The sequence below is a fragment of the Allobosea spartocytisi genome, assembly GCF_014764685.1.
Lineage (GTDB): Bacteria > Pseudomonadota > Alphaproteobacteria > Rhizobiales > Beijerinckiaceae > Allobosea > Allobosea spartocytisi.
On the sequence record NZ_JACXWY010000001.1, the window covers coordinates 442,211 to 463,309 of the forward strand.

At 66.2% G+C, this 21,099-nt stretch carries 23 protein-coding genes; 5 read left to right on the plus strand and 18 right to left on the minus strand.

Features of this window, described 5'->3' with window-relative positions; all coding sequences use genetic code 11:
• Positions 1-19: 19 nt before the first annotated feature.
• Positions 20-1,330 carry an amidase gene (locus tag IED13_RS02195; protein ID WP_191123229.1) on the plus strand — a complete coding sequence of 437 codons (1,311 nt, stop codon included), beginning with the start codon at positions 20-22 and terminating at the stop codon, positions 1,328-1,330.
• Positions 1,331-1,917: 587 nt separating this feature from the next.
• The gene (locus tag IED13_RS02200; protein WP_038361516.1) at positions 1,918-2,358 is read left to right on the plus strand and encodes a PPC domain-containing DNA-binding protein; all 441 of its coding nucleotides are present in this window, start codon (positions 1,918-1,920) and stop codon (positions 2,356-2,358) included.
• Positions 2,359-2,368: 10 nt separating this feature from the next.
• Here the strand turns inward: IED13_RS02200 and IED13_RS02205 are convergent, their stop codons facing one another.
• The 4 genes from IED13_RS02205 to IED13_RS02220 form a co-directional block, all read right to left on the minus strand.
• Positions 2,369-3,199: an ABC transporter permease gene (locus IED13_RS02205; protein WP_038361514.1), complete on the minus strand. Its 831-nt coding sequence runs from the start codon at positions 3,197-3,199 to the stop codon at positions 2,369-2,371.
• A 4-nt stretch (positions 3,200-3,203) separates the two neighbouring features.
• The gene (locus IED13_RS02210; RefSeq protein ID WP_260368230.1) at positions 3,204-4,094 is read right to left on the minus strand and encodes an ABC transporter permease; all 891 of its coding nucleotides are present in this window, start codon (positions 4,092-4,094) and stop codon (positions 3,204-3,206) included.
• Positions 4,091-5,158, minus strand: a complete 1,068-nt coding sequence (locus IED13_RS02215) for an ABC transporter ATP-binding protein (protein WP_191123314.1) — start codon at positions 5,156-5,158, stop codon at positions 4,091-4,093. Before IED13_RS02215 ends, IED13_RS02210 begins: the two co-directional genes overlap by 4 nt.
• A 121-nt stretch (positions 5,159-5,279) precedes the next feature.
• Positions 5,280-6,470 (minus strand): extracellular solute-binding protein, encoded by a 1,191-nt coding sequence (locus IED13_RS02220; RefSeq protein ID WP_038361508.1) that lies wholly within the window; start codon positions 6,468-6,470, stop codon positions 5,280-5,282.
• Between the two features lie 162 nt (positions 6,471-6,632).
• Here IED13_RS02220 and IED13_RS02225 point away from each other — a divergent pair, with 162 nt between their 5' ends.
• Positions 6,633-7,328 carry a GntR family transcriptional regulator gene (locus IED13_RS02225; RefSeq protein ID WP_038361506.1) on the plus strand — a complete coding sequence of 232 codons (696 nt, stop codon included), beginning with the start codon at positions 6,633-6,635 and terminating at the stop codon, positions 7,326-7,328.
• 52 nt (positions 7,329-7,380) lie between these two features.
• Positions 7,381-8,577, plus strand: coding sequence for a mannonate dehydratase (gene uxuA, locus IED13_RS02230; protein ID WP_191123230.1), 1,197 nt, complete (start codon positions 7,381-7,383; stop codon positions 8,575-8,577).
• Positions 8,578-8,659: 82 nt separating this feature from the next.
• On the opposite strand, the gene IED13_RS02235 is transcribed toward uxuA, so the two are convergent.
• The 14 genes from IED13_RS02235 to IED13_RS02300 form a co-directional block, all read right to left on the minus strand.
• Complete coding sequence (locus IED13_RS02235; protein WP_248312408.1) at positions 8,660-9,244, minus strand: HupE/UreJ family protein; 585 nt, start codon at positions 9,242-9,244, stop codon at positions 8,660-8,662.
• 10 nt (positions 9,245-9,254) lie between these two features.
• A complete protein-coding gene (gene ureG, locus IED13_RS02240; protein ID WP_038361500.1) occupies positions 9,255-9,887 on the minus strand; it encodes an urease accessory protein UreG in 633 nt (210 codons plus the stop codon).
• A complete protein-coding gene (locus IED13_RS02245) occupies positions 9,884-10,558 on the minus strand; it encodes an urease accessory protein UreF (RefSeq protein ID WP_191123231.1) in 675 nt (224 codons plus the stop codon). Before IED13_RS02245 ends, ureG begins: the two co-directional genes overlap by 4 nt.
• Before the next feature lie 11 nt (positions 10,559-10,569).
• Positions 10,570-11,313, minus strand: a complete 744-nt coding sequence (locus IED13_RS02250; RefSeq protein WP_191123232.1) for an urease accessory protein UreE — start codon at positions 11,311-11,313, stop codon at positions 10,570-10,572.
• Positions 11,314-11,414: 101 nt separating this feature from the next.
• Complete coding sequence (locus IED13_RS02255; protein ID WP_191123233.1) at positions 11,415-12,455, minus strand: ABC transporter substrate-binding protein; 1,041 nt, start codon at positions 12,453-12,455, stop codon at positions 11,415-11,417.
• Positions 12,456-12,661: 206 nt separating this feature from the next.
• Positions 12,662-14,398, minus strand: a complete 1,737-nt coding sequence (ureC, locus tag IED13_RS02260) for an urease subunit alpha (protein WP_191123234.1) — start codon at positions 14,396-14,398, stop codon at positions 12,662-12,664.
• 96 nt (positions 14,399-14,494) lie between these two features.
• Positions 14,495-15,418 carry a DUF1003 domain-containing protein gene (locus IED13_RS02265; RefSeq protein ID WP_404801875.1) on the minus strand — a complete coding sequence of 308 codons (924 nt, stop codon included), beginning with the start codon at positions 15,416-15,418 and terminating at the stop codon, positions 14,495-14,497.
• Positions 15,415-16,035 (minus strand): urease subunit gamma, encoded by a 621-nt coding sequence (locus IED13_RS02270; RefSeq protein WP_142020305.1) that lies wholly within the window; start codon positions 16,033-16,035, stop codon positions 15,415-15,417. Before IED13_RS02270 ends, IED13_RS02265 begins: the two co-directional genes overlap by 4 nt.
• On the minus strand, positions 16,032-16,358 hold the full coding sequence (locus IED13_RS02275; RefSeq protein ID WP_038361485.1) for a hypothetical protein: 327 nt from the start codon (positions 16,356-16,358) through the stop codon (positions 16,032-16,034). The genes IED13_RS02270 and IED13_RS02275 overlap by 4 nt, the downstream gene beginning before the upstream one ends.
• A 10-nt stretch (positions 16,359-16,368) precedes the next feature.
• On the minus strand, positions 16,369-17,217 hold the full coding sequence (locus IED13_RS02280) for an urease accessory protein UreD (protein ID WP_191123235.1): 849 nt from the start codon (positions 17,215-17,217) through the stop codon (positions 16,369-16,371).
• 111 nt (positions 17,218-17,328) lie between these two features.
• Positions 17,329-18,237 (minus strand): PfkB family carbohydrate kinase, encoded by a 909-nt coding sequence (locus tag IED13_RS02285; protein WP_191123236.1) that lies wholly within the window; start codon positions 18,235-18,237, stop codon positions 17,329-17,331.
• Entirely contained in the window at positions 18,227-18,637 is a 411-nt protein-coding gene (locus tag IED13_RS02290) for a type II toxin-antitoxin system VapC family toxin (protein WP_260368228.1), read from the minus strand. The genes IED13_RS02285 and IED13_RS02290 overlap by 11 nt, the downstream gene beginning before the upstream one ends.
• On the minus strand, positions 18,637-18,882 hold the full coding sequence (locus IED13_RS02295) for a type II toxin-antitoxin system VapB family antitoxin (RefSeq protein ID WP_038362486.1): 246 nt from the start codon (positions 18,880-18,882) through the stop codon (positions 18,637-18,639). The genes IED13_RS02290 and IED13_RS02295 overlap by 1 nt, the downstream gene beginning before the upstream one ends.
• Before the next feature lie 67 nt (positions 18,883-18,949).
• Positions 18,950-19,399, minus strand: a complete 450-nt coding sequence (locus IED13_RS02300; RefSeq protein ID WP_142020300.1) for a VOC family protein — start codon at positions 19,397-19,399, stop codon at positions 18,950-18,952.
• Between the two features lie 92 nt (positions 19,400-19,491).
• Between IED13_RS02300 and IED13_RS02305 the strand changes: the two genes are divergently transcribed.
• Positions 19,492-20,937, plus strand: a complete 1,446-nt coding sequence (locus tag IED13_RS02305) for a cation diffusion facilitator family transporter (protein ID WP_038361470.1) — start codon at positions 19,492-19,494, stop codon at positions 20,935-20,937.
• Positions 20,938-21,099 lie beyond the last annotated feature (162 nt).

Here is a 21,099-nt window from a genome sequence, read left to right on the forward strand (position 1 = left end):
CCTGAGAAAGCCCGATCCGATGGAACCCTGTTTTCTGACCGCCTCCGAAGCCGCAACCCGAATCCGCGACGGCAAGCTGACCAGTGAAGCCCTGATCCGCTCCTGCATCGAGCGGATCGAAGCACGCGACCCGCAGGTCAAGGCCTGGCTTCATCTCGACAAGGGTAAGGCGATCGCCACCGCCCGCGAACTCGACAAGCGCCCGGCCATGGGCGCGCTGCACGGCCTGCCCTTCGGCGTGAAGGATATGATCGACACCGCCGACATGCCGACAACCTATAATTCGCCGGTGTTTCAGGGCTACCGGCCTGCCCGCGACGCGGCCTGCGTCGGCGTGGCGCGGCTTTCAGGCGCCGTCATCCTCGGCAAGACCGATACGGTCGAGTTCGCCTCGGCCGGACGGCGGGCGGCGACGCGCAATCCGAAGAACCTCGCCCATACGCCGGGCGGCTCCTCATCGGGCTCGGGCGCGGCGGTGGGCGACCGGCAGGTGCAGCTCGCCTTCGGCACGCAGACCGGCGGCTCGCATATCCGCCCGGCCTCGTTCAACGGCATCTACGGGCTCAAACCCACCTGGGGCTCGGTCAGCCGCGAGGGCGCCAAGCAGTATTCCAACATGCTCGACACGATCGGCTGGTATGGCCGCAGCGTCGACGATCTCGCACTGGTGGCATCCGCCTTCCGCCTGCACGATGTCGGCGGAATAGCCGCTCCAGAGCTCTCGACGCTGAAGGTCGCGATCTGCCGCTCACCGTTCTGGAGCAAGATCGAACCGGCCGGCGAGAAAGCGTTCGACATCGCCTGCGAGCGCCTGAAGCAGGCCGGCGTCACCCTGGTCGAGCTGACCCTGCCGGCCCCTTTCGACGGCATGGTCGAGGCGCAGAACACCATCATGATGGGCGAGGGGCGCGCCTCCTTCCTCGACGCGGCGCTCGAATTCGGCGACCGCCTGCACCAGGATTTCCACGACCGCGCCAACAACAAGCTCGGCATCACCCCCGAAAAGATGATTGCGGCCTATGATCTCGCGGCGGACTGCCGCCGTGCCTTCGAGGCACTCTATGTCGACTTCGACGTGGTGCTGACGCCGGCCGCGCCCGGCGAGGCGCCCGAGGGCAGCTACAACACCGGCAACCACATCTTCAACGCGATGTGGACGCTACTGCATGTGCCCTGCCTCGGCATCCCCTGCACGACGGGGCCGAAGGGCCTGCCTGTCGGCGTGCAGATCGTCGCGCCGCGCTTCGACGATGCACGGCTTCTGGCCATGGCTGCGGTTCTGGCGCCCGTTATCGATCTCGAAACCCCGCACTACAGCGCCGACGCCTGACACGCAGCGCCACAACGGGGTCTTCCTCAATTTGTGTGCGGATAGACGGGATGGTTTGCGCAGGCATTGCAACCACCGGGTGATGGCTCTCTTTCAGGCAATCGCAACCGGTTCCAATGTCGGCAGTTGGCGCGCTGCGGCGATCGGCTTCAGCCTTCCGAGTTCCCCCCGAGCGAAGAGAGATCATCAGCCTGATCAAGCCCTACCAAAACGCCCGTTCGTAAAACGCCTGCGCGCGTCCTCGCAAAGCAGGTCGAACGAGGGGACAATCAGAACCTTCTGGCGAGTTCCCGGCAACGCAATCGTATGAACGAAAAGCAAAGGGAACAAGAACATCCATGTGCATTTCTTGCACACGAATTTCTCCAAGTTATTGATTTAGCCTATCTATCTACCCCATCCATCATCGGTGCGATGGAGAAGCGAAAGGGCGAGAACTGCGTCATGTTTCCGTGAGATGGGTGGCGCGCGCGTCATCGCAAGCGGTCGGCGCTCATACCTCATTTGCCGCGACGGCGCGAGATGCCGGCTAGGCCGCTGCGGATCAAAAACCCGGCCGCCGCGTTGGCCCGTCAGGAGGTTCGCTCATGAATTTCAGGCAAGTCGGCGAGCAAGGCGGCACGCGCCGCTTCGTGGTGATCCTGGACGCTGGCGAGGAGGCATTCGAGACGCTGACCCGCTTCGCCGACCAGCAGGGCCTGAGCGGAGCATCGGTCAGCGCCATCGGCGCCTTCCAGAAGGCGGTCGTCGGCTGGTTCGACCTGCCGGCCAAGACCTATCGCGAAATTCCGGTCGATGAGCAGAGCGAGGTGCTGAGCCTTCTCGGCGACATCGCCCGCGACGAGAACGACGAACCGAGCCTCCATCTTCACGCCGTGCTGGGCCTGCGCGACGGCTCGACCCGGGGTGGTCACTTCCTGCGAGGGACCGTGAGGCCGACGCTGGAAGTGACGATCACCGAGGCACCTGCGGAGCTGTGCCGCCGCAAGCGCCCGGAACTCGGCATCGCGCTGATCGATCTCGGCTAGCGCGCCGCCCTCACCTCTTGGCGCGGGCGACGATCTGGGTCGGGTTGACGAAGCGCAGCGCGATGATGAGCCAGATCAGCGTCGTGACCATGTAGATCACCGCCATGGCGTCGATCGACTGCACCGCGCGAACGCCGGAGGCGAAGACCGCGTAGTAGAGCGCGACGACGAGCGTCTGACTGGTCGGACCGGCCGTGAGGAAGGTCAGCTCGAACATGGCGAGCGTGCGCACCAGCACCAGCAGCAGCGCCGCCAGGATGCCGGGCGTCAGCAGCGGCAGCAGCACATGCACGAAGAGCTTGAAGGTATTGGCGCCGAAGACACGCGCCGCCTGCTCGATCTTGGTGTCGATCTGCTCGATGAAGGGGATCATCACCAGGATAACAAAGGGCACGGTCGGCACAAGGTTCGCCAGCACCACGCCCGACATCTGGCCGGCGAAGCCCGTCTGGTAGAGCACCGTCGCCAGCGGAATGCCGAAGGTGATCGGCGGCACCAGCAGCGGCAGCAGGAAGAGCAGCATGACGAGCTTCTTACCCGGGAAGTCGCGGCGCGCCAGCGCATAGGCCGCCGGCACGCCGATCAGCCCCGAGATCACCACCACCAGGAAGACGATCTGGAAGGTGACGAACAGCACGTCATGGAGCTGGAATTCCGACCAGGCGGCCGCATACCAGCGCGTCGTCCAGTCGGCCGGCAGCCAGGTGCCGAGCCAGCGTGTGGCGAAGGAGGAGGTCACCACCGTCGCGATCATGCCGAACAGATTGATGATGAAGAAGCCGATCAGCGCCCAGTTCGCGGCCGCCCAGAGCTTCGTCGAGATACGGGTGTCCTTGATCATCGGCTCAGCCCTTTCCGCCGCCGGCCGGGCCGCGATAGAGCAGGCCGCGCGCCGCCAGCACCGCGACGACGATGGCGAGCTGAACCGCCGCCATGATCATCGCCACTGCCGAGGCCATGGAGTAGTCGTATTCCTCGAAGGCCGCCTGATAGGCCGCGATCGAGATGACGCGGGTCGGGCCGGCCGGCGCGCCGAGCAGCACCGCCGAGGGGAAGACCGAGAAGGCCTGCACAAAGCTCAGGCAGAAGGTGATCGCCAGACCGGGCAGCAGCAGCGGGAAGAGGATGTGCTTGAAGCGCTCCCAGGGCCCTGCCCCCAGCGTCGCGCCGGCATTCTCCAGCGCCGGGTCGATGCCCGACAGGTACGACAGCGTCAGCAGGAAGGTGAAGGGGAAGCCGGTGATGACAAGCGAGAGCATCACGCCCCAGTAGTTGTGCAGCAGCTTCACCGGCGTCGAGATGAGGCCGAGCGTCATCAAGGTCCGGTTGAACCAGCCTTGCGGGCCGAGATAGTTCAAAAGGCCCTCGGCGACGAGCACCGTCCCCAGCGTGATCGGGATCACCAGAATGGTGGTGAGCAGGCGCTGGTTCTGCATCAGCCGGACGCGGAAGGCGATCGGGATGGCGAGCCCCAGCGTCGCGACCGTCACCGGCAAAGCGAGCCAGAGGGTCGTCGCGATCGTGCCGTAGAGGAAGGAATCGGAGAAGAAGCGCTGGTAATTCGACAGCGCTCCGCCCGCCTTCGGCTCGAAGGAGAGGATGAGCCCGTAAAGGAACGGGTAGATGAACAGCGCCAGCAGGAACAGGATCGCCGGCACGACGAGCAGCGTCAGCCCGTCGAGCCCGCGCGCCGCCAGCCGCTGCTTCAGCGGGATGGAGGTGTCTTCCGCGCTCACGCCGCCTCTCCATAGACGAGGACGCGGTCGGCGTCGGCGGCGAGTGTGACCGCCTCGCCGGGCGACAGCTTGTCATGAGCGAGGAAGGACAGGTCCGTTCCATCCGCCATGCGGGCGAAGCCGACGAATTCGCGGCCGCGGAACTCGGTCGAGACCACCTGCGCCTTGAGACCGGGCTGACCGGCCGCCACAGGATGGAGATCCTCAGGGCGGATGGCGAGCCAGGCAGCACCGCCGGCAGAGACCGCGTTGCGGGTGCGGCCGGAGAGTTGCGCCTCGCTAACCGCGACCGTGGCGTGGCCCTCGGTCACCGTGGCGACCGTGCCCTTGACCTTGTTGCGGAAGCCCATGAACTCGGCGACGTCGAGATGGTCAGGGCGCGAGAACAGATCCTCGGGCGTGCCGACCTGGCGGACCACGCCGTCGCGCAGCACGACGATGCGGTCGGCGAGCGAGAGCGCCTCCTCCTGGTCGTGGGTGACGTAGATCGTGGTCGCGCCGAGGGTGTTGTGGATGCGGCGGATCTCGGCGCGCATCTCGAGACGCAGCTTGGCGTCGAGGTTGGAGAGCGGCTCGTCCATCAGCACGAGCGGCGGCTCGACGACGATGGCGCGGGCGATAGCGACGCGCTGCTGCTGGCCGCCGGAGAGCTGGCCGGGCAGCTTCGCGGTCTGGCCCTGCAGGCGCACCAGCGCGACCGCCTCGGCGACGCGCTTGTCGATCTCGGCCTTGGCCACGCCGCGCATCTTGAGGCCGAAGCCGATGTTCTTCGCCACCGTCATATGCGGGAACAGCGCATAGTTCTGGAAGACCATGCCGAAGCCGCGCTCTTCCGGCCGCAACGGGTCGATGCGCTTGTCGTCGAGCCAGATGCCGCCACCGGTCGCCGGCAGCAGCCCGGCGATCAGGTTCAGCGTGGTCGACTTGCCGCAGCCCGAAGGCCCGAGCAGGGCGATGAACTCGCCCTTGCCGATGGTCAGCGAGACGTCCTTGAGCGCGTTATGCGTGCCGAAGTCACGGCTCAGGCGATCGAGCTTGAGCTCGCGGAAGGAGGCTGCGTTGATCGTCATGGCTTCCGGGTCTTGATAACGGTGTCGTTGCGGGGCCGCCCTCGCCGCGAGAGCAGGCCCCCATGTGGAAGCGGCAGGCCCGGCCCTCGGCCGCGCCTGCCGGCCAGTCCGTGGCCTACTTCTTCTTGGCGCCGCCGACCTGCTCGTCCCAGATCCGGAAGGCGATGACCATCTTGTCGGGATTGAGCGGGGTTTCCATCGGGTTGTCGGCGATCAGCTTGTCGTATTCGGGCCGGCCGTATTCCTTGATCGCCTTCTGGCTCGATTCCGGCGCCATCGAGAGCGGCACGTCCTTCACCGCCGGACCCGGATAGAAATAGCCCTCATCATAGGTGTAGGCCTGCTGCTCCGGCGTGAGCATGTGGCGGACCAGATCGAGCAACACGGCGAGCTTCTCGTCGGAGACGCCCTTCGGGATCATCATGTACTGGGCGTCGGTCACCCAGTGGAAACCCTTCAGCGTCTGGACCTTGGCTTCCTTGGGCACGATGCCGAGGACGCGCGGGTTGATGTCCCAGCCCGTGGTGCTGACGATGATGTCGCGCGTGCCGTCGCCGAGCTCCTTCATCGTCTGGCCGGTGCCGCCGGGGTAGTACTCGATGTTTTCGCCCAGCTCCTTGAGATAGGCCCAGGTCTTGTCCCAGCCCTTCTCGGGATCCTTCGGATCCTTGTCGCCGAGGATGTAGGGCAGGCCCATGAGCCAGGTGCGACCGGGGCCGGAATTGGCCGGGCGTCCGTAGAAGAAGCGGTTCTTGTTCTGCTTGGTCCAGGCCAGCAGTTCTTCGGCCGTGGTCGGCGGGGTCTTGACCCGGTCGGGCATGTATTCGAGCAGCGGCCCGGACGGGTAGTAGACCATCGCCATGCCCTGCCCCTGGCCGAGATTGTGCATCGCGAGAGCGGGCGCGAGGTAGATGTCCTCGGGCTTCGGCAGCTCGCCCGCGAAGCGTGGCAGCAATTCGACCCACAGCTTCTGCTCGATGCCGGCCGACAGTACGTCCAGACCGCCGATGACCATGTCGATGTCGACGCGGCCGGCGCTCTGCTGAGCCTTGATCTTCGACGGCAACTCGGGAGCCGGAGCCTTGGTGAAGACCATGCGCGAAGCGAGCTTGGGCTTCATCTTGGGGAAGTTTTCCATCGGCGTCTGGACCAGCGCCAGAGCGCCGCCGACATCGATGACACTGATCGTGACCGGCGATGCCGGCAGCTTGAGCTGCTGCGCAAAGGCGCCGGGCGCCTGGGCGGCAAGGCCGAGACCGGCGACACCGCCGATGAAATGACGCCTGTTGATGCTGTCGTAAGCCATGGTTTCTCCTCCAGATGCGGATTTCCGCTTCTTTTGACGGATGCTTGTTCTGATGTTCCGGCCGCCGCCCACCGGAACCCGTTGTTCAATCCGCCGACTGTGCGATTGACGCAGCGCCGGATTACTCGGTATCCTAGTATACTAGTCGATAAGAGCTTGGCAATGGCCCACCCAGCAACGCGGCACAGCACAGATCAAATCTACAGCGTGCTGCGCACCGACGTCATCAGCGGCGTGCTGAAGCCGCGCGAGGCGATGTCCGAGGCGCGCATGGCGCTGCGCTTCGGGGTCAGCCGCACGCCGGTGCGCGAGGCGTTCAAGCGGCTGGTCGACGAGGGCTTCCTGGTGGCGGTGCCGCAGGTCGGCACCTTCGTCGCGCCGATCGACCTCGCGGCCGTCCATGACAGCCAGTTCGTGCGCGAGACGCTGGAATGCCGCACCGTCGTGCTCGCCGCCGAGCGCATCGGCGATGCCGACCGCCGTCGGCTCGAAGAACAGATCGAGGAGCAGGCGGAAGCCGTGCGGCGGCAGGATCGGCCGGAGATTTTCCGCCTCGACGAGGTGTTCCACGCCGAAATATCGCGCATCGCCGGCCACAGCGCGGTCTGGAGCATGATCGAGGGCGTGAAGGCGCAGATGGACCGGGTGCGCTGCCTCTCGCTGGAAACGCCCTCCTGGTCGAGCGTAATCCTGCAGGAGCACCGGATCATCGCCGCGCATATCATCAAGCACGATGCCGCAGGCGCCGAGGCGGCGATGCGGGCGCATCTGCGCACCGTCTTCGCCACGATCGACGCGATCGCGAAGGACCATGCCGACGCCTTCGACGATTCCAGGCTTGTCCACGAGGCGAGCTGAGACGCGGCGCCCACCACCCGACGACACCATACCTCCCAAAGGATATTAGACCATGGAACAATGCTGGCGCTGGTTCGGCCCGGACGACGTCGTGACTCTGGCGCAGGCCAGGCAGGCCGGGGCGACAGGCATCGTCAACTCGCTGCACCAGATCCCCTATGGCGTGGTCTGGAGCGTCGAGGAGATCGAGAAGCGCCAGGCGATCGTTCGCGGCGACGGGAGCCTCGGCCTCGAATGGAAGGTGGTCGAGAGCCTGCCGATCCATGAAAGCGTCAAGATCGGTGAGGGCGACCTCGAAACCGTCTTCGAGAACTACCGCCAGTCGATGCGCAACCTCGCCGCCTGCGGGCTTCAGGTGATCTGCTACAACTTCATGCCGGTGCTGGACTGGACGCGCACGCAGCTCGCCGAGCCGCTGCCCGGCGGCGGCACGGCGCTGCGCTTCAACCTGCACGAATATGTCGCGCTCGATCACTTCATGCTGAAGCGCAAGGGCGCCGACGAGGGCCATTCCGCCGAGGTGATGGACAAGGCCAGGGCCTGGTTCGAGCGCTCGACGGAAGCGGATCGCGACCGGCTGCTCTCCAGCGTGATGGCGGGACTGCCCGGCGCCTTCGACCGCTACGACCTGCCCGGCCTCGCCCGCATCCTCGAGCGCTATGCCGGCATGACGCATGACAAGCTCAGGGCCAATCTCAAGCGCTTCCTGGAGGCGATCATCCCGACCGCCGAGGAGGTCGGCATCCGCATGTGCATCCATCCGGACGACCCGCCGCGCCCGCTCTTCGGCCTGCCGCGCATCTGCTCGGACGAGGACGACATCGCCTGGATCCTCGGTGCGGTCGATTCCCCGGCGAACGGGCTGACGCTCTGCTCCGGCTCGCTCGGCGCCAATCCGAAGAACGATGTGCCGGCGATCGCGCGCCGCTTCGCCGACAAGGTCTGGTTCGCGCATCTGCGCAACGTCGCGAAGGACCCGGACGGGTCCTTCATGGAGGCCGAGCATCTCGGCGGCGACACCGACATGGTCGCGCTGGTCGATGCGCTGATGGCCGAGGAGAAGCGCCGCAAGGCCGCCGGCCTGCCGCATTGGCGCATCCCGATGCGCCCCGACCACGGCCACGAGCTGCTCGACGATGTCGGCAAGGGCAGCTTCCCCGGCTATCCGGCCGTGGGGCGGCTGCGTGGATTGGCGGAACTGCGCGGCGTGATGACCGCGCTGGCGCAGGTCAAGGGCTACGACGCCTGAGCCGGGACCGGCCGCCGCAGCCAGAGACAACAAAAAGGGCGGGCCTCGGGCCCGCCCTTTCCTTTTTTTGGATGAGCGTGTCTCAGCCGGCGAGGAAGGCGATTCCGGCGACGGCCATCGCACCGCCGGCAAAGCGGGCCAGGCGCGGCGCATAGCGCGCGATCTGTGCAGCGAGAACCAGCCCAAGGCCGTGCAGCGCCGCGGTCGCCACGACGAAGCCGGCGGCATAGCTCAGCCCGCTCGCATCCTCCGGCAGTTCCGCGCCATGGGCATGGCCATGGAAGATCGCGAAAGCAGCGCAGATCGCGACACCGGCCGCCAGCGGCGGCGTCAGGTTGAAGGCGATGGCGAGGCCGAGCGCCACGACCGAGACGCCGATCCCGATCTCGACGCCGGGCAAGGCTGCGCCCGTCATGCCCCAGATGCCGGCGAGAACCATGGTGGCGACGAAGGCGGCGGGATAGGCGAAACGCGCCTTGCCGCCGACCAGCCCGGCCCAGAGGCCGACCGCGACCATGGCGGTGAGATGGTCCAGCCCGAACAGCGGATGGGTCAGCCCCGCCGTGAAGCCATGCACGGAGCCGACGCCGGTATGAGCCATGGCGCTACCGGCAAAGAGCGTCGCCGCCGCAGCAAGCACCAGCCGCTCGATCATCTTCGTGTTCATCCGCCTCTCCTCACGCCGCCGAAGCCGGCTTCAGGCCGCCGGCCATCTCGATGAAATCGATCACCGCGTCGACGCCCTCGCCGGCACGGGTATTGGTGAAGACGAAGGGACGTTTGCCCCGCATCGTCCGGGAATCGCGCTCCATCACGCCGAGATCGGCGCCGACATGCGGCGCGAGATCGGTCTTGTTGATGACGAGCAGGTCGGAGCGGGTGATGCCGGGCCCACCCTTGCGCGGGATCTTTTCGCCGGCGGCGACGTCGATGACGTAGATCGTCAGATCCGCCAGCTCGGGCGAGAAGGTCGCGGCGAGGTTATCGCCGCCGGATTCGATCAGGATCAGATCGAGCGCCGGGAACTTGCCGCGCATCTCGGCGACCGCCGCGAGGTTGATCGAGCAATCCTCGCGGATCGCGGTATGCGGGCAGCCGCCGGTCTCGACGCCCATGATCCGCTCCTCGGGCAGCGCGCCGGCGACCGTCAGCAGCCGCGCATCCTCCTTGGTATAGATGTCATTGGTGATGGCGCAGAGGTCGTAGGCGCCGCGCATGCGCTTGCACAGCACCTCCATCAGCGCCGTCTTGCCGGAGCCGACCGGGCCGCCGATGCCGACGCGCAAAGGGCCATGGGGGGAGCGGGTCATGAGCGGAAAAGCCTCGAATACTGGGTTTCGTGACGCAAGCTGGCGATGTCGGAGCGCAGCACGCAGCCGCCAAGATCGTCGAGCGTCGCGCGCTCGGCCCCGGCCGCCGCCTCATGCAAGGCCGGGACCAAGCCGGCCGTGACCCGCTGCCCATCGGTCTGGCCGACGATGCCCAGCCGCACCGACGCCGAGACGAGATTGGCGACGAAGGCGAGGCCATAGGCTTCGAGGCAGGCGGGCAGAGGCAGGGCGTGACCGGCGCTGGCGACCGCCACGGCGACCGGATAGGCGACATCGCCATCCCAGGTCTCGCCGAGCCGGTCGATGGCCTCGCAAGGCCAGGATGCCTTCACCGCCGCGGCGAAGGCATTGCCCTGCGTCACCGTTTCCAGCCGCCGCTCGGCGGAGTTGGCGAGCGCGAGCGCGAGCTCCGCGACCTCGCGCAACGCTCCCGTGTCCTTCTCCTGCGCGGCGTGAAAAGCGGCCGCGAAGAGGATCAGGTCATTATGCAGCGAGCCGTGACGGACCAGCGCGTCGAGCCAGTCGCGCAGGGTTTCCGCGTCGTGCAGGTCGCCGGCCTCGAAGGCCCATTCCAGCCCGTGCGAATAGGCGAAGGCGCCGACCGGGAAGGACGGCGACAGCCAGACCATCAACGGCAGATGGGCCGACATGCCCTGCCCGCTCAGCGGTCGTGCGAATGGCCCTTATGGCCATGCTCGGCGCCGTGGCGGTGGCCGTGGTCATGATGCTCGTGATCGTGATGGTCGTGGCCGCAGCCGCAGGCATCGCCATGGGCGTGATGGTGCTCATGACCGTGGGCATGCTTGTGATCATGCGCGTGTTCCTGGCCATGCGTATGTTCCTGACCGTGCGCGTGCTCATGGCCATGCTTGTGGTCGTGGTCGTGGCCATGATGATGGTGATCGTGACCGTGGTGATCATGCCCGCAGCCGCAGGCGTCATCATGGGCGTGATCGTGGCCGTGAGCATGGTCGTGGTCGTAGGCGCCGCGCTCGGGCTGGAAGGGGCGCTCCACCGTCGTCATCGCACAGCCCTGCCCGCGCACCATCTCGGCCAGGACGTGGTCGTTCTCGATGTAGATCGCGTCGGCGGTGATCTCGGCCGGGGTATGGCGGTTGCCGATATGCCAGGCGACGCGCATCAGCCGCAGCGGGTTCTCGGCGCGGATCTCCAGCAGGCTCTGCGGTGCGGCCTTGATCTGGACAAGGCTCCCGTCCTCCAGCTTCACGGCGTCGCCATCAGCCAGCACCGTGGCCTTGTCGAGATCGAGCAGGACATCGAGCCCGCCATCGGCCTTGAGGGCAAGGCGGCGGCGATTGCGGTCGTCATGGTCGAGGGTGAGCGTGTCGACGACGCGCTCGGCCCGAACGGCGGCCTTGCGAACGACGGAGGTGGCGCGAAGCATGTCTGATGATCCCTATGGGAAGCCGAAGCTCCCGAAGCCCTTGCCAAATTAGTAGCACGAACGCGTGTTCGTGCTACCAGGCTTTCAGGATCATCGCGGCGTTATCGCGGCAAGGTCTTGATCTCGGCGTCGAACTTCTTGAGCAGGCGCGAGCGCTCGGCCGGCGAGCCCCAGCGCGGCGTGTCGTAGTCGATCAGCTTGATCTCCGAGAACTTCGGTGCATCCGGCGAGAGCAGCGCATTCCTGTTGGAGGGGATCGAGTTGATCTTCAGCTTCGCATTGATGTTCTGGGCATCGGGCGACAGCGTGAAATCGACGAATTTGCGTGCGGCCTCCGGGTTCTTGCCGCCCTTGACGACCGAGACCGAGCCGGTCTCGTAGCCGGTGCCCTCGCAGGGTGCCACGGTCTCGATCGGCGCGCCCTGCAGCTTCTGCGTCAGCATGTCGTGGATGAAGGCAATGCCGACCGCCGTCTCGCCGAGCGCGGTCGCCTTCACCGGCGCGATGCCGGATTTGGTGTACTGGCTGATGTTCTTGTGCAGGCTCTTGAGGAACTCGAAGCCCTTCTCCTCGCCGAGGCGCTGCACCGTCGTCGCCAGGAAGACATAGGCCGTGCCCGAAGAGCTGGGATCGGCGATCTGCACCTCGTCGCGGAACGTCGCATCGAGCAGATCCGCCCAGCATTTGGGCGCAGCGATGCCGCGCTTCTTGAGAATATCGCTGTTGTAGCCGATGCCGAGCGCGCCGAGATAAATCGCATTGGTGCGGAATTTCGACTGCTCGGCATGGCGCTGCGCCCAATCATGCAGTTCCGGCAGCTTGGGCGATTTGTATTCGTCGAGCAGTCCCTCCTCGGCCGCTTGCAGATGCGGCTCGCCCGGCCCACCCCACCAGACATCGCCGCGAGGGTTGTTGGCTTCGGCCTTGACCTGGGCATAAACCTCGCCGGTGCTCTTTCTGATCATCGCGACCTTGATGCCAGTCGCCTTCTCGAACATTGCCGCGCCCTCGCGGCATTGTTCCTCCAGGATCGAGCAATAGACCGTGACCTGTCCCTGCGCGAAGGCAGGCCGTTGGGGCGAGACCACGACGGCAGCAGCGAGCGCCATCGCGCTCAAGGTCGTGAAGTGGAAACGCGTCATCCTGTCCTCCCGAGGCAAATTCTTTTGCCGACGAAAAGACTGACATGGTCGAACCAAGTCAAGAGCAGGCACTGGCGGCAACCATGCCGCGCGTCATGCTCGGGCATGCCCCGCGCATCTTTCGCCAAAGGAGGCTCCCGCGGCCTGACGGTCCGGAGATTCTCGGATCTGCGCTTCGCTTCGCCCGAAAATGACGGCCTTATTTATCAGAACAGGAAGTAGCGCTGCGCCAGCGGCAGTTCCTTCGCGGGCTCGCAGACCAGCAATTCGCCATCCGCCACCACCGCATAGGTTTCCGGATCGATCTGGATGTCCGGCGTGGCGTCGTTGTGGATCATGCTCTTCTTGGAGATGCCGCCACGGGTGTTCTCGACCGCGACCATCTCCTTGTCCGTGCCGAGCCGGTTCCGCAGCCCGTTGGCGATGGCCGCCTGCGAGACGAAGAGCAGCGAGGTCGAGGTCACGGCCTTGCCGAAGGCGCCGAACATCGGCCGGTAATGCACCGGCTGGGGCGTCGGGATCGAGGCGTTGGGGTCCCCCATCGGAGCGGCCGCGATCATGCCGCCCTTGATGATGAGATCGGGCTTGGTGGCGAAGAAGGCCGGCGACCAGATGACGAGGTCGGCGAGCTTGCCCACTTCGATCGACCCGATATGACGCGAGATGCCATGGGCGATGGCGGGGTTGATCGTGTATTTCGCGACATAGCGCTTGGCGCGGAAATTGTCGGCGCCGGTCCCGGCGTCCTCGGCCAGCGCCCCGCGCTGGACCTTCATCTTGTGCGCGGTCTGCCAGGTGCGGGTGATGACCTCGCCGACGCGGCCCATGGCCTGCGAATCCGAGGACATCATCGAGAGCGCGCCGATATCGTGCAGGATGTCCTCGGCCGCGATGGTCTCCTTGCGGATGCGGCTCTCGGCGAAGGCGAGGTCCTCGGGGATCGAGGGCGACAGGTGATGGCAGACCATCAGCATGTCCAGATGCTCGTCGAGGGTATTGACCGTGAAGGGCCGGGTCGGATTGGTCGAGGACGGCAGCACATTGGGCAGCCCGGCGACCTTCATGATGTCGGGTGCATGGCCGCCGCCCGCCCCTTCCGTGTGGAAGGCGTGAATGGTGCGGCCCTTGAAGGCCTTGATCGTGTCCTCGACGAAGCCGGATTCGTTCAGCGTGTCGGTGTGGATCATCACCTGCACGTCGTAGTCGTCGGCGACGGAAAGGCAGTTGTCGATCGCGCCCGGTGTCGTGCCCCAGTCCTCGTGCAGCTTCATGGCGCAGGCGCCGGCCTCGATCATCTCGACCAGCGCGCCGGGCAGCGCGGCATTGCCCTTGCCGGCGAAGGCGAGGTTCATCGGGAAGGCGTCGGCCGCCTTGATCATCTGGCCGAGATGCCAGGGGCCGGGTGTGCAGGTGGTCGCCAGCGTGCCATGGGCTGGGCCGGTGCCGCCGCCCAGCATGGTGGTGAGCCCGCTCATCAGCGCGTGCTCGATCTGCTGCGGGCAGATGTAATGGATATGGCTGTCGAAGCCGCCGGCCGTGACGATCTTGCCCTCGCCCGCGATGACCTCGGTGCCGGGGCCGACGATGATCGTCTCGCTCGGATCGAAGTTGCCGAAGCCGGCCTGGATATCGGGGTTTCCGGCCTTGCCGATCGCGACGATGCGCCCGCCGACAATGCCGATATCGGCCTTCACGATGCCCCAATGGTCGAGGATCAGCGCGTTGGTGATGACGGTATCGACCGCGCCGTCGGCATTCCTGACCTGGCTCTGGCCCATGCCGTCGCGAATGACCTTGCCGCCGCCGAATTTCACCTCCTCGCCATAGGTGGTGAAATCCTTCTCGACCTCGATCCACAGATCGGTGTCGCCGAGGCGCACCTTGTCGCCGGTGGTGGGGCCGAACATCGCGGCATAGGCGTTGCGCGGGAATGTGAAGGGCATGGGCTTAGCCTCGGGATCGGACAGAACCGTCGATGACGGGCGATGCAAGATTCGCCGCAACGGCCGGCATCGAAGACCGGTCGCCGGGCCTGAGACTCAGTTCTTGTGGGAAAAATCGGCCTCGGGGGGCGGCTCGGTCGCTTCCGCCTCGATGGCCGGCTCGGCCGGCTTCGCTTTGGTCTTGGCCTTCGGCTTCTTGCGCGCCTTCTTGACCACGACCTTGGACCGCGCAGGCCGGGCCTGCTGGTCCTGCAGCATCTCGAGCTGGACCTGCTGGATCTCGGCGAGGCGCTGCCATTGCCGCGTGATCAGATGGTCCATCTTCTCGTGCAGATGGCGGATTTCGAGCTCGGCCTTCAGGTTGACCTGATAGTCGTTGGCCGAACGCAGGCGGTCCTTCGCCTCCTGCCGTTTCTGGCTCATCATGATGATCGGCGCCTGGATCGCGGCGATGCAGGACAGCACGAGGTTCAGGAGGATGAAGGGATAGCTGTCGAAGGCCCTGTTTTCGCCGAGCAGGACGTTCAGGGCCATCCAGCCGAACAGCACAACGCCGAAGCTGATGAGGAAGGCCCAGGAGCCGCCGAAGCTCGCCAAAGCGTCCGAGAACTTCTCGCCCAGCGTGCGATGCTCCTCGAAATCGTCCTCGACGTTCTCGGCGATGGTTTCCTGTCGGGCGATGCTTTCGGCGACCTCGCGGTCGAGGTCCGAATATTCGCCGTGCTCCTCGCGCAGGATCTCCTCGACATAGCGCGTGCGGTAGCGCGCCAGCTCCTTCAGGCTGATCAGCGCATGGTCTGACAGATCGGGGAAATCGGCGCGGATATGCTCGACCAGCGCCGGGCGCAGCGTGCCTATCTCGACCAGATTCTTGCGGGCCGTCTCCTGCCCGCTGATCGCGCAGATTCCGCGCTTCTTGCCGATCTGGGCCGCCGTCGGCGCCATATCCGCGAATGGCGGCGACACCGGCGGAATGTCGAGACCCGACATATCGTGCTTGTTGTCCGGCTGATCGCTCACAGTTTTCCCATCACATCCTGGCGGAAACCATAGACCTCGCGCTTGCCGGCAAGCGCCACCAGCCTGACCTCGCGGGTCTGGCCAGGTTCGAAGCGCACCGCCGTGCCGGCGGGAATGTCGAGCCGGAAGCCGCGCGCCCTGTCGCGCTCGAAAGCGAGCGCCGGATTGGCCTCGAAGAAATGGTAGTGCGAGCCGATCTGGATCGGCCGGTCGCCCGTGTTCGCGACCGTCAGCGTCAGGCTCTCGCGGCCCTCGTTCATGACGAGGTCACCGGGCAGCGTCACGACCTCGCCGGGCTTCAGCCGGCCGGCCGAACCGCGGACCGGCTCATGCACCGTGACGAGCTTGGTGCCGTCGGGAAAGGTCGCCTCGATCTGCACGTCGTGGATCAATTCGGCGATGCCGTCCATGACCTGATCGGCCGTGATCACATGCGCGCCGGCCTCCATCAGCTCGGCGACGGATCTGCCGTCGCGCGCACCCTCGACGACGAAGTCGGTGATGAGCGCGACGGCTTCGGGATAGTTCAACTTGACGCCGCGCTCGAGTCGTCGCCGTGCGACCATGGCCGCCATGGCAACGAGCAACTTGTCCTTTTCGCGCGGCGTCAGATTCATGATTTTACCTTCTCGTCCCCAGCGGCTTCATCGTCCTCCGAATCGTCCTCGGAGTCTTCCTCTTCGTCCTCTTCGGCTTCGTCCTCGTCATCTTCGTGGTCGAGGTCGAGATATTCGTAACCGAAGACGATCTCGCCGGTCTGGGGGTCGAAGACGCTGACGGAGGAATCCTCGAAAGCCTCGATCAGCATCTCCGCATCATCCGGCCCGTCGACGTCGAAGCGGCGCAGCGCATCCTCGCCCTCGGCCCTGATGACGAGCTCGATCGACCAGCTCCGGCCGGCGGTGTCGTAGATGCACTTCAAACCCTGGATCGGCAGCATGCGGCTCTCCTTAGGTTGACCAGGTGCGCGGCAGCGCACGTCCGGTCAGATGCCCGAGCAGCGTGACGAGCACACGACGCAAGGGCGCGGCCTCGGGAGAGACGAGGCGGATGACGAGAAGCTCGGAGACGATGCCGGCCCCGCCCTCGACATCGGCAGCCTCCGACAGGCAGGCGCGCGCCGCCTCCAGAAGCGTCGCGAGACCGGAGCCCGCGACGAGCAGCGTGGCGGCGGCGCGGGCGCCGGCGCCGATGGCCGGGCGCGCCAGCAATTGCGCCACCGGGCCCTCCAGCCGCATATCCTCGGCGAAGACGAGGCGCCCGCCGCGCCGCACCCGCCAGCGATCCCGCAAGGCGCCGCGCTCGACCGTCTCGCCCATGGCGCTGCGGCCGAAGAAGACGGATTCGCAAGCGACCAGCCGGGCGTCGGCAGCGAGTTCGATCGACAGGCTGCGGCTGAGGCGGGCGCCGGAGAACAGGATGCTCTCCTGCGGGATCCAGGCGAGGCTCGCGCCCTCCCCGACCGACAGCATTGTCTCGATGCGGGTTTCCGCGCCCTGGCTACGATAGATTTTCTCGGCGGCTTGCGTGGCGATGACGGCGTCGCTGCCGGCCTCGAGCACGGCCTCGACCCGCATGCGGTCGCCGCCGGCCATGCCGCCGCCGGTATTGATCAGCACCGCCTCGCAAGCGTCGCCGAAGGTGTCGGGAAAGCGGGCCCGATAGCCGCCGGATTCAGCCAAAGCGAGCCGTTGCGTACGGGTTCCGGTTCGACCGAAGCGCAGCCGCACGCCGCCATCCGCGCGGACATAGGCCGGCAGAGTCAGCTCAGCGGCGGCAGGAACGGACGGTGCGAACATCAGGGCTCCAGCAACGCAGCCGCCTATCTTCCGCCTGCCTCATTGTTAGGCAAGTCCTCCGCCAATCCCGTTCGCCTCAATTTCAGGCAGGGATTGAGCACGGATTAGGCATCAACTCTCCCCGGCCAGGAAGCGCTCCACCTCGTCCCGGGTCGGCGCACCATCGCGGCCACCGAAGCGGGTGCATTTGATGGCAGCCGCGGCCGAGGCGAAACGGATCGCGGCCACCTCGTCGCGGCCTTCCGCCAGCGCCAGCGCAAAGGCGCCATGCCAGACATCGCCCGCTCCGAGCGTATCGACGGTCTCGACCGCGAAGGCCGGGCTGTGGCGGATTTCGCCGTCCCAGTGGAGCACGCCCTCCTTGCCGAGCGTTACCGCGAGCCAGCTCGGCGCGCCCTGCGCCATCCTGGCGAGGCCAAGACGAGGGTCCTCCTCACCCGATATCTCGCGCAAGGCCTGCTGGCTGAAGGCGACATGGCTCGCCGTCGCGACGAGATCGGGGTGGGGCGGCCTGCGGTCGCCGTCGAGGACGCCCGGCACGCCGGCCTGGCGCGCCAGCTTCAGGGCGGCGAGCGCGCCCTCTCCCCAGCGCGTATCGGCGAGCACCGCGCCAGCACCCTCCGGAAGGCTGCGCGGCAGCCAGCCGACATCCTCCGGCATGGCCGGGTCGGAATGGGAGATCACCATGCGTTCCCCCTCGGCATCGACGAGGATGGCAGAGACCGGCGAGGTCAGGCCGGCGACGCGGCGGGCGAAAGCGGTGTTGACACCCTCCGCGTTCAGGTCGGCGACGATGCGGTCGCCGGTGAAATCATCGGCGAGGCGCGTCGCCAGCCAGCAGGCCCCGCCGAGGCGCGCGATGGCGACCGAGGCGTTGCCGGCGCAGCCGCCACCGACTACGGCGAGACCGCGCGAGCGGTATTTCTCGCCCCGCGTCGGCATGATCTCGACGCTGTAGACATAGTCGAGCGTCGCGATGCCCAGGCAGAAGACGCCGGCGCGCGCGGGTTCAGGAGCCAAAGCGCTGACCTTCGATATCGGTGTGGATGAAGTCGTCGCCCTTGTAGGCAAGCTTGAGGCTCGCCGCGCGAGCCGAAGCGTAGGCGAAGCAGTCACCCATGTTCAGACGCGCGGGATGGCCCGTCGCATGATGATAAAGGCCTGCGCAACGATGTGCGATCCGGCCGACCTCGGCATCGATCGCGGCAACACGGACATTCGCATCCTCCATGAAGGCCTGAACCACCCGATACCCGTCATCGATGCTGAAGCGCTTCACCGCCGCAAGACGGGTCGACGCCTCGAACATCGCAAGCGGCGAGGTGACCAGTTCGTTCTCGTCGAACAGAGCCTCCCTGATCGCAACGGCCTCTGCCTCCTCGAGCAGATTGGCCACGATGACCGATGCATCCAGAAACATCAGGCGTCGCCATATTCGCGGTCGAAGAATTCCTTATGCGTCAAGCCGTCATCGACCGTTGGATAGGCGGCCAGCTTCTCTTGCGCCTTGCGGGTCGCTTCTTCGATTTGTCGGCGCCTCTCGTCGCGACGCTTCAATTCGCGCTCGACGGCCATGCCGATCGCGGCCTGCAAGCTGATGCCATCACGCTCGGCGAGCTCGCGGACCATGCGGTCGATCTTCGGGTCCCGGACGAGAATGCCCATCGGAGCCTCCATGATATCATCGGATGATATCATGGAGGCTATCACCCATCAAACGTCGGCTGACTCCTCACCAGCTCCCGGTGTTCGGCATGCTCGCCCAGGGCTCCGACGGCGGCTTGGGGTCGCCCTTCTGGAGCAACTCGATCGAAATGTTGTCGGGCGAGCGGATGAAAGCCATGTTGCCGTCGCGCGGCGGGCGGTTGATCGTGACCCCGGCCTTCATCAGCTTGTCACAGGTCGCGTAGATGTCGTCGACCTCATAGGCGAGATGGCCGAAGTTGCGACCGCCCGTATAGGTTTCCGGATCCCAGTTATAGGTCAGTTCCAGCGTCGGGCGGCCGCGCGAGGCGCCGGCCTTCGCCTCGGCCAGATCGTCGGAGGCGGCGAGGAAGACCAGGGTGAAGCGCCCCTTCTCGTTTTCGATCCGGCGGGTTTCGACCATGCCGAACTTGTTGACGTAGAAATCCAGCGCCTGATCGAGATCGGTCACGCGGACCATGGTGTGGAGATATCGCATCGTTCATCCTCGTTGAGCAGGAAGAGGGTTGATCCGTTCCCTCATTCGGGCAAGAGCTTCCGCGTTCCAAGGGGCGCCAAGCAGGACGAGCCATGACCACAACGCAAGACGGACCGGTGACGGCACCGCCTGAGCGCGCAACGCCCGCCCAGATCGCCCAGATCAAGCAGCGTGCGGCAATCCTCTCGGTGATGGCAACCATTCTGCTCACCGCGGCGAAGATCGTCGGCGCCATCCTCTCCGGCTCACTCGCCCTGCTCACCGACGCGCTGCAAGGGCTGATCGATGTCGGCTCGACGCTGTTCACCTGGTTCGCCGTGCGCGCCTCCGACAAGCCGGCCGACGATGAGCATCATTACGGCCATGGCAAGGTCGAGGCGCTCGCCGCGCTGGTCGAGACCGCGATCCTGTTCACGCTCGCCGGCGCGATCCTCTGGGAGGCCGGTAACCGGCTGTGGAACAACCTGATCGAGCATGTCTCGGTGACGCCGCTCGTCATCGGCGTGCTGGTGCTGTCGATGACGGTCGATGCGATCCGCTGGCGTTCGCTGACCAAGGTCGCCAGGGAAACCGGCAGCGAGGCGCTCGCCGGCGAGGCCACGCATTTCTCGGCCGATTTCGTCGGCTCGGCGCTGGTGTTGGTCGGGCTCATCGGCGTCTGGTACGGCTTCGAGCGCGCCGACACCGTCGCGGCCTTCGCGATCGCGGCCTACACGGCCTATTCGGCCTTCCGCCTCGCCCGGCGCGTTCTGGACACGCTGATGGACACGGCGCCGGAAGGCGTCAGCGAGAAATTGCGCGAGGCCGCGCGCGGCGTGCCGGGCGTGGTGGGGATCAACTGGCTCAGGGTCCGCCCGGCCGGCGGGCGCATCCATGGCGAGATCGGCATCGGCGTTTCGCGCACGCTGCCACTCGAGCGCGTCACCGCGATCAAGGCCCAGCTTTCCAACGCTCTGGTGCAGGTCGAACCGGGCTCCGAGATCACCATCACCGCCGATCCGGTGCAGGTCGACGACGAGACGGCGCTGGAGCGGGTGCTCCTGATCGCGCTCAAGCTCAAGATCCCGGTCCATCACGTCACCGTTCACAGCATCGGCGACAAGCTCTCGGTCAGCCTCGATATGGAGGTGGACCAGAGCCTGCCGCTCAGCGACGCGCATGAGATCGCAACGCGGCTGGAAAGCGCCATCCGGGCCGAATTCGGCGGCGAGACCGAGGTCGAGACCCATATCGAGCCGATGGAAACCGGCCAGCCCGCCGGCCACAACGCCGCCTGGGAGACGGTCGAGGATATCGGCAAGGCGCTGGCGAGTGAGGCAACGAAGCTCGCCGGACCAATCCACGACATCCACAGCGTGCGCGTGCGGCAGACAGCGAAGGGGCTGGTGGTGAACTATCATTGCCGCGTCGACCCGGCGCTCGACGTCGCCGCCGTGCATGACGCCGTCGACGCGATCGAGCGTGCCGTGCGGATCGCGCGGCCGCAGGTCTGCCGGCTGGTCAGCCATGCCGAGCCGGCGGTTTCGCCGGTGGCGTGAAGCGCTCCCGCCGTCATTCTCGAGCGGAGCGCGGCGCAGATCCGAGAATCTCCGGTCGAAAAGGGCACGGGAGGCCATTTCGCCACGAGATGCTCGGGTCAAGCCCCGAGCATGACGGCCGTGTTTCCATCCCAAGCCGGCATGCTCTAGAAACGCTCCCTG